Annotated in this window: 7 protein-coding genes and 1 pseudogene; all 8 read right to left on the minus strand. The window is 63.2% G+C overall.

Translation table 11 applies throughout. The annotated features are described in order from the left end of the window. Nucleotides 1–526: 526 nt before the first annotated feature. Nucleotides 527–818 (minus strand): annotated as a pseudogene (locus AB4Z46_RS32765) (DDE-type integrase/transposase/recombinase); the annotation flags it as partial. Nucleotides 819–847: 29 nt separating this feature from the next. Next, nucleotides 848–1,147 (minus strand): hypothetical protein, encoded by a 300-nt coding sequence (locus tag AB4Z46_RS32770; RefSeq protein WP_442287748.1) that lies wholly within the window; start codon nt 1,145–1,147, stop codon nt 848–850. A 60-nt stretch (nt 1,148–1,207) separates the two neighbouring features. Continuing rightward, nucleotides 1,208–1,591 (minus strand): hypothetical protein, encoded by a 384-nt coding sequence (locus AB4Z46_RS32775; protein ID WP_442287741.1) that lies wholly within the window; start codon nt 1,589–1,591, stop codon nt 1,208–1,210. Between the two features lie 9 nt (nt 1,592–1,600). Then, entirely contained in the window at nt 1,601–3,205 is a 1,605-nt protein-coding gene (locus AB4Z46_RS32780; protein WP_442287742.1) for a methyl-accepting chemotaxis protein, read from the minus strand. A 263-nt stretch (nt 3,206–3,468) separates the two neighbouring features. After that, nucleotides 3,469–4,182 carry a Crp/Fnr family transcriptional regulator gene (locus AB4Z46_RS32785; protein ID WP_442287743.1) on the minus strand — a complete coding sequence of 238 codons (714 nt, stop codon included), beginning with the start codon at nt 4,180–4,182 and terminating at the stop codon, nt 3,469–3,471. 311 nt (nt 4,183–4,493) lie between these two features. Beyond that, nucleotides 4,494–5,174, minus strand: coding sequence for a hypothetical protein (locus AB4Z46_RS32790; protein ID WP_442287744.1), 681 nt, complete (start codon nt 5,172–5,174; stop codon nt 4,494–4,496). A gap of 528 nt (nt 5,175–5,702) precedes the next feature. Next, entirely contained in the window at nt 5,703–6,026 is a 324-nt protein-coding gene (locus AB4Z46_RS32795; RefSeq protein ID WP_442287745.1) for a hypothetical protein, read from the minus strand. Nucleotides 6,027–6,420: 394 nt separating this feature from the next. Further along, the gene (locus AB4Z46_RS32800) at nt 6,421–6,558 is read right to left on the minus strand and encodes a DUF3606 domain-containing protein (protein WP_442287747.1); all 138 of its coding nucleotides are present in this window, start codon (nt 6,556–6,558) and stop codon (nt 6,421–6,423) included. Nucleotides 6,559–6,571 lie beyond the last annotated feature (13 nt).

A 6,571-nucleotide genomic window follows, 5' to 3' on the forward strand; every position in this document is an offset into this window, starting at 1 on the left:
TCACATTCGAGCCGACCGTCTTTCCCCAGCGCACAGCGCGGAAGCCGCCGGATCCCGCACGCATGTTCATGTTCGCGCCACGCGGCCCCTGTCGTCTGCTTCACGAGCGAATCCACGATGGTGTAGGCGTTGAAGGCGACGCGCGCGTCATCCAGCCCCGCGGGCCAATCCATGGCCGCTCGCCAGCGCCTTCCGGAACAGATTCACGTTGCGTCACCCGTTTGCGTAGCGTCATCCACCGCGATGCAGGGACGTTAACACCACGGATCGGGTTTCTTCGAATCCATCATCCGCGCCACCGCGCTCACCTGCGCCGCGCCAGCCCGGAAGTAGCCCGAACGAACAGCCAAGTCTCGGCGCTGCTGAGACAGGCGCGTCTCAATGCGATCAATGCCTTGAGGACACCTCTATGGTGTGCGTCGCATTTTCAACGATCTAACGAAAATTGCGTAAAGTGCTGCCGGACAGGCAGGTTCTGTCGCGGTAACGCCGCGGAGCTCAGTAAGATCAGCCGGTCTCTGGCCGCTCAAAATGCGAGCGAGTAGAACTGCGACGCCGCGGACGAGGCTTGGCCATTGGGGCAGTTGAGCTGCCCCTTTCTGATCATGTGCGCGATCTCAATCGCCGGCAATGAGAACGCGCGCGCAGTGGAACGACCCCCGCATTGGCCGCACGATGCGCTTGATGGCCCGATGGTCCTGCTCCACAACGTTGTTGAGGTATTTTCTCTGCCGCAGCTCGATGTCCGCACTCGAATCGTCCTTGACGCTCTGTGTCGCAGCCGTGTTGGCGTCGCTCTTGTCGATGGTGATTTTTTTACCGTGCGTCGCTACCGCGACAGAACCGCCTATTGCGCAGTAGAAATCGGCGGTACAACCTTGTAGCCATTGCGCTCGAGTGTCAGGATTGCTCGCGCGATGGTGCTGGCGTTGGTGAGGTGAGAACCCAGCATGGGCTCTCGTGGCATGCCGAGCCACTGGCGGATCGTGGCTTTCCGAGCGTGGCTGATGCCGGGGATGTTCACGTTATTCTCGATCGCGCCTCTGACTGCGTCCGTTGAGGTAGCGCCATAGGCTTCGAGCGCCATCACCGTCAGGGCGTCCAGCCCCGCCGACCACACAGTCGGCTGCTCATTGTGTACTGTCATGTGTTCCTTGCCTCTTAGGTTGTAGTCCCGTTGACCAAACAGTCTTCGCACCACTGGCGCCTAGTTCAGAGCGTCGTCGTACAGAATGAGCGCAGAGTGATAGGCTAGGCGCCCTGCAGCCTTCGCGTCGTCCACGAGCTTTTTGCGAAGCACCAGTCGTTCGGCTGGCGAGTGGAAATCCTGCAGTTGAAGCAGAGAAAGGCTGATGTTGAGTGAGTGAATCGACGACGACAGGCTCAGGCGAATCGCGGTCCATTCCGGACTGGAGTGTTCGTGCGTCCTTCTCAGCCGCTGCGCGTCCTTGTCGTCCTTGGGAGACAGCGGATCCTTGTCGGCGGGTCTGAAGGATTGAGGCGATTCGTCGTCGACAAAGTGCAGCGCTCTCGCTCGCTCAACGGCCTCCACCGCATCCCGAATCAAGGTCTCCGTGGCCGTATTTCTCATATTGCTCCTCTAGAGGCTTGGGTTGGGCAACACAACTGGCTTCGGTCCCTCGGCGCGCTTCGTGGGCGCTTGCTCGAAGGCGGCGACGGCGTCTAGCAGGCGTTGCGCCTGCTGCTTCAGGTTCTCGGAAGCGGCGGCACTCTGCTCGACCAGCGCCGCGTTCTTCTGGGTGGCCTGGTCCATTTGGCTGACCGCCTCACCCACCTGCGCCACCCCGGCACTCTGTTCGACGCTGGCTGTGCTGATTTCGCCTACGATGACCGTGACGCGCCTGATCGACGTGACCATATCGCTCATCGTGGCTCCGGCCTGGTCGACGAGGACCATGCCTTGCTCCACCCGCTCGACGCTCGCACCGATAAGTTTCTTGATTTCCTTCGCCGCTTCGGCCGACCGGCCCGCGAGGCTGCGCACTTCAGCGGCGACCACTGCGAAGCCGCGCCCTTGTTCGCCGGCTCGCGCCGCCTCAACCGCAGCGTTGAGCGCCAGGATATTGGTCTGGGCCGCGATGCCGTCGATCACGCCGATGATGTCGGCGATTTTCCTGGAACTCTCGTTGATGCCGTTCATCGTCTCGACGACCTGGCCGACCGCCTCGCCACCTCTGATGGCGATGTCGGAGGCGCTCAGTGCCAATTCATTGGCCTGCCGCGCGCTGTCAGCGTTCTGCCTGACGGTTGCCCCCAACTGTTCCATCGATGCAGCGGTCTCCTGCAAGCTACTCGCATTCTGCTCGGTCCGTGCGCTCACGTCGTTGGTGCCTGAGGCGATTTCCGTCGCGCCGGCATGCACGCCTCTAGCCTGCTCGCTGACGTCGTCGAGCAGGGAACGCAGGTTGAGTGCGGATTGGTTGACCGCTCGCAGGAGCATGCCGATCTCGTCTACACGGTCGAGGGTCACGTTGCGCTCGGGGGCCCCTTCGGCCGCCTGTTGCGCGGCCCGCAAGACTGCCGCGAGGGGCGACGCGATCTGGGATTCGAGCCACAGGGCCGCGACGAGGGACGCCAGCACCGCTGCCGCAGCCACGATTCCAAGGGCGTGGGTGCCCAGACCCGCCGCCGCGCATGTGCCGACAACCATGGCCACGTTGGCGAGTGAACCCCATCGAATCCGCCACCTGACCGACAAGGTCCGAAGCGAGCACATCCGTGTAAAGAGGCCTGTTTGCACGAGCAGCCCCTTGTGGAACCCTCGTCCACGCGCCTTGCCCTCGCGAAGATCACGATACAGTGTCTCGGCGGCTTCGACCTCGGCACGCGTCGGTCTGGTTCGGACCGACATGTAGCCCACCAGCCGGCCATCGCGACGCACCGGCGTCGCATTGGCGCGCACCCAATAGTGGTCGCCGTTCTTGCGCCGATTTTTCACCAGCGCGGACCACGATTCGCCGCCCTTCAAGGTCGTCCACATGTCCGCGAAGGCCCCACTGGGCATGTCGGGGTGGCGCACCATGTTGTGCGGCTGCCCAACGATCTCTTCACGTTTGAACCCGCTGACTGCGATGAATGCCGCATTGGCGTAGCTGATTCGGCTCTGCGTGTCCGTGACGGACATCAGGGTTGCATCACCGGGGTAGTCAAACTCTCTTTGTGTCACGGGCTGGTTGTCGCGCATCAATGTCTCGCTTGGAATTGGTTCTTGCCGCGAAGCACGGCGGAATCAGTCGTGCCGACGTCGTCTTGGGCGGTGTTTGATTGCTATAGGCAATTTCTCCAATCCAGTCTTGATTTCAGTCAAATGTCGACGCTCTATCCAAGCGTATCGGTGAACCCATCAATGGGCGACCTGATCTGGACACTAGTTGCATCGAAAGTGACGGATCGCTCATTTGGCGTCCATGCGCATCTCACCGAGTCACTGAACAAGTGCCGAGAAGCTCAACTGCGTTCCTCATTGCCTGCTTGCGCCAGGCGCGCCAGGAGTCTGCTGCGGTACACCTCGCAGCGCTTTCGTTCAAGCCGGCTGATGCTGCCTTCAACATCCAGCGTGCGCAACGCGCGCGCGATCGATTCGCGTCGGGTTCCCAGCAGTTCAGCCAGGGCCGATTGGGTCGGGATTTCCACCACTGACGACTTGCTCGCGTCCGCCATCAACACCACGACGTACGCGAGTTGGTTCGTCACACCCGAGAGCCTCATGGCTTCCGACCAGGCGGCCATCGCGGCAAAATTCCCCGTGACCGCTCGAATCACTTGGACGAGGAGCGGTGAGCCGCACGCGCTCATGTCGCGCAAGGCAACGACCGGAATCTCGCAGACTCGAACCGTCGTCAGAGCGACACCAGACGCCGGATTCGGGTTGTCGAACATGCCGAAGATCCCGAACGCATCGCCGCGGCTGATCACCCCGATCGGCCGGGAACGGCCGTCTAGCCCGCGGCGGTAGGCGAAGGCCGTGCCAAGCTTGAGGACGCGCACGAACCCTGCAATCGTGCCTTCCTCGACAAGCGCATCGCCGCGACGGAAGATTCGCTGGCGAATCTGCGGCTCGAGAAGGGCGCGCTCCGCGTCCCCGAGCCTGCCAAGCAAGCAGGCCTTGCGCGTGGCGCAGGAGCGGCAATTGCTTGCCGAAATCGGAATCTCAGTGGGCATGTGCGAGCGTGAAGGATGGAGCACCTTGAGGTCGTCGGACGCCGAGGCCGGTGGCTGGGTGAGTCCGTGCGCCGGCAAGGGTGCCATCGGCAGCCATGCTAGGCAGTTCGCGGCAGCTATCGGCGCCCTGCCGCTGCACGAGGAATTCGTGTCTTCATCGTCTCACGGCGAAAGCCAACGAATTGTCCGAGGGGGCGCAATTGAGCGATTGCGCACATTCCCGCGTGGCGCCGGCGCTACAAAGGCGTGACGCCGGCGGCGGCGCGAAGCGACTCCGGATCGCAGACTGCGATCTCGCGCAAGGCGGCGCGCTACCCATCGGAAGGCAAGAGCGGCTCCCACGACTCGCCGCAAAGCTCTCCCGCGGCGTACCCGAACATGCGCCCGAACTCGTTGGTCACGGAGGTCGAGTTGTGTCGCGCGCGTGAATGCGATGCCGACCGGGTCAGCACAGTTGGCCAGCGTGTAGAGGCAACCGCCTTCATCGGCGCGGCGAAGGTTCTCGAACACCGCCTCCGAAACCTCAGATCGCCGGCGGCGCCAGACGACCAGGCAAAGAGGAGGAGGGCGCGGTCACGCTTCCCCTTGAGCGAGTCGTCGCAGGTCGCAAGCACCGCCTCGAGCGGCTCCTTGGTCAGGGCCCGCTGCTTGTGAGGGGTGGCGTTGCGCTTGGCGTAGGCCTCGCGGGTCTTGCTCAGGAGAGCCTTCACCGCCGAGTCGGTGCAGGGGCTGGTCTGCTTGGCCAGGTGGTGGGCCATCGACAGGACCGAGATCCGGTGCATCAGCGTGTTCAGCGCCGGCGCCCCGGCGTTGCCCTTGAAACCAGCCTCGACCAGGGCGGCACCATTTCGGGGAGCAGCTGGTGCACCAGCCCAGCTTTGGTCGAGCGCTGAGCGTGGTCGGCGATGAACTGGACCACCACACCGGGACCGGCCGGGCAGATCCATCTGGAGGCCGTAGCGCGCGCCGAACCAGGCAGCCCAGTACCGCATGGCAGTTCTGTACGACGCACTCGTTGCGCCTCAGGGGCGTCAGATTGAGAGGCAGTGAGCCGGGGTTGGCGGGTACTGCCCGTTTGGCCCATTTGGTCTCCTTCGTCGGGGGAACTCATTCGCCACCTCACAGCGCGTTTCACTGCTGCCGCCGCGGAACTGGGCCTCCTCCGGCCGGGTGACAAGCTGGATCAGAACGTGGTGGATCTGTGCCTGCGCGTGGTGGATATGGCCGCGTCGATCGGCGACCGGTACGGCGACGATGATTTCGGCAATGCCGGCGAGCACATCCGGGCTGAGATTCACACCTGACTTGGAGCAACAGGGCCTACGCCCGCTGTCGCTTGTTCGTCTTGCGACAACTACTGAACTCGAGGCGGTGATATGGCGTCGCCGGCTGACGCCGGCCGGGCTGTCGTGCTTTGCATCGAGCCCTTCGGTCTCGCCCCATTCTGGCTTCCATCCTGACGCCTTTGCGCCTGTCGGCGCTGCGCCCTTCACGAAGGTCTTCGGATGTATTCTCCCGCGTCAGCCGCCGGTGCACGCAACCGGCATGGCGCGCCCCACGGCCCACGACGTGCGGCCCTGCTCGACGATCAGCGTTTGGCGTCCGTTGGAGAACGTGGTCCCCGACTGTCCGATCGCTGGAAGATCGACGGCGGCCGCCCCGTCAACGGAGACCGAGGCGCTCTCTCCCATCAAGCGCACGGCCAAGCGTGTCCCGTCGCAGACGTAGCTGCTGACTGGATACGGATTGCCGACGCCGATCGAGGGACTCGGCGTCGGATGGTGGCATGCCGCCAGCATCCAGATGGCAAACGCACCGATGATTGAGCAAAAAAAGGTTCGCATTCATTCCCCGATCTGCTCGCTGGTCCACGAGCTTTGCGATATTCATCGTACGGCGTCGAGTAGGGCGTCGTCCAGTGAGCGTGCCCAAGTCAAGCTCGTCGGAGCCAGACGGCGACTTCCAGTGTGAAAACAGGCAAGCGACGGGAGAATGGCCCTTTCAGGCCTTGTTGGAACTCTGCTTCCCCAAGTCCATCATCCGAGCCACCTGGAGGTGCGGTTGCCATTGGCGAAATTTACGGGCGTCGCGCCCCTGGCGTGAAAGCCAATTCCGCCTGGTCAAGTGGGCCGCCCCCAATGCTAGGCCGCCGGTGGCGGACCTGGTGGCTTCAAAGGCTGCTGATGGCCACCTTCATGGATCTTTTGCCGTGCCACCCCCCCTCGTTCCGCCGGCGGATCACTCCCGCGACGCGAGTTGTTCGCGCACGGCGGCGACGTGATTGCCGACCTTGGAAATGGTATCCCGCAGTTTCGCCTCAGTGCATCGAAGCTCCTTGCACCAGTACTGCAGCTCTAGGGAATCTTCCTCAAGGATCCGACCCGGATCC

Origin of the sequence: Variovorax sp. M-6 (assembly GCF_052114385.1) — a bacterium.
Taxonomy (GTDB): domain Bacteria; phylum Pseudomonadota; class Gammaproteobacteria; order Burkholderiales; family Burkholderiaceae_C; genus Variovorax.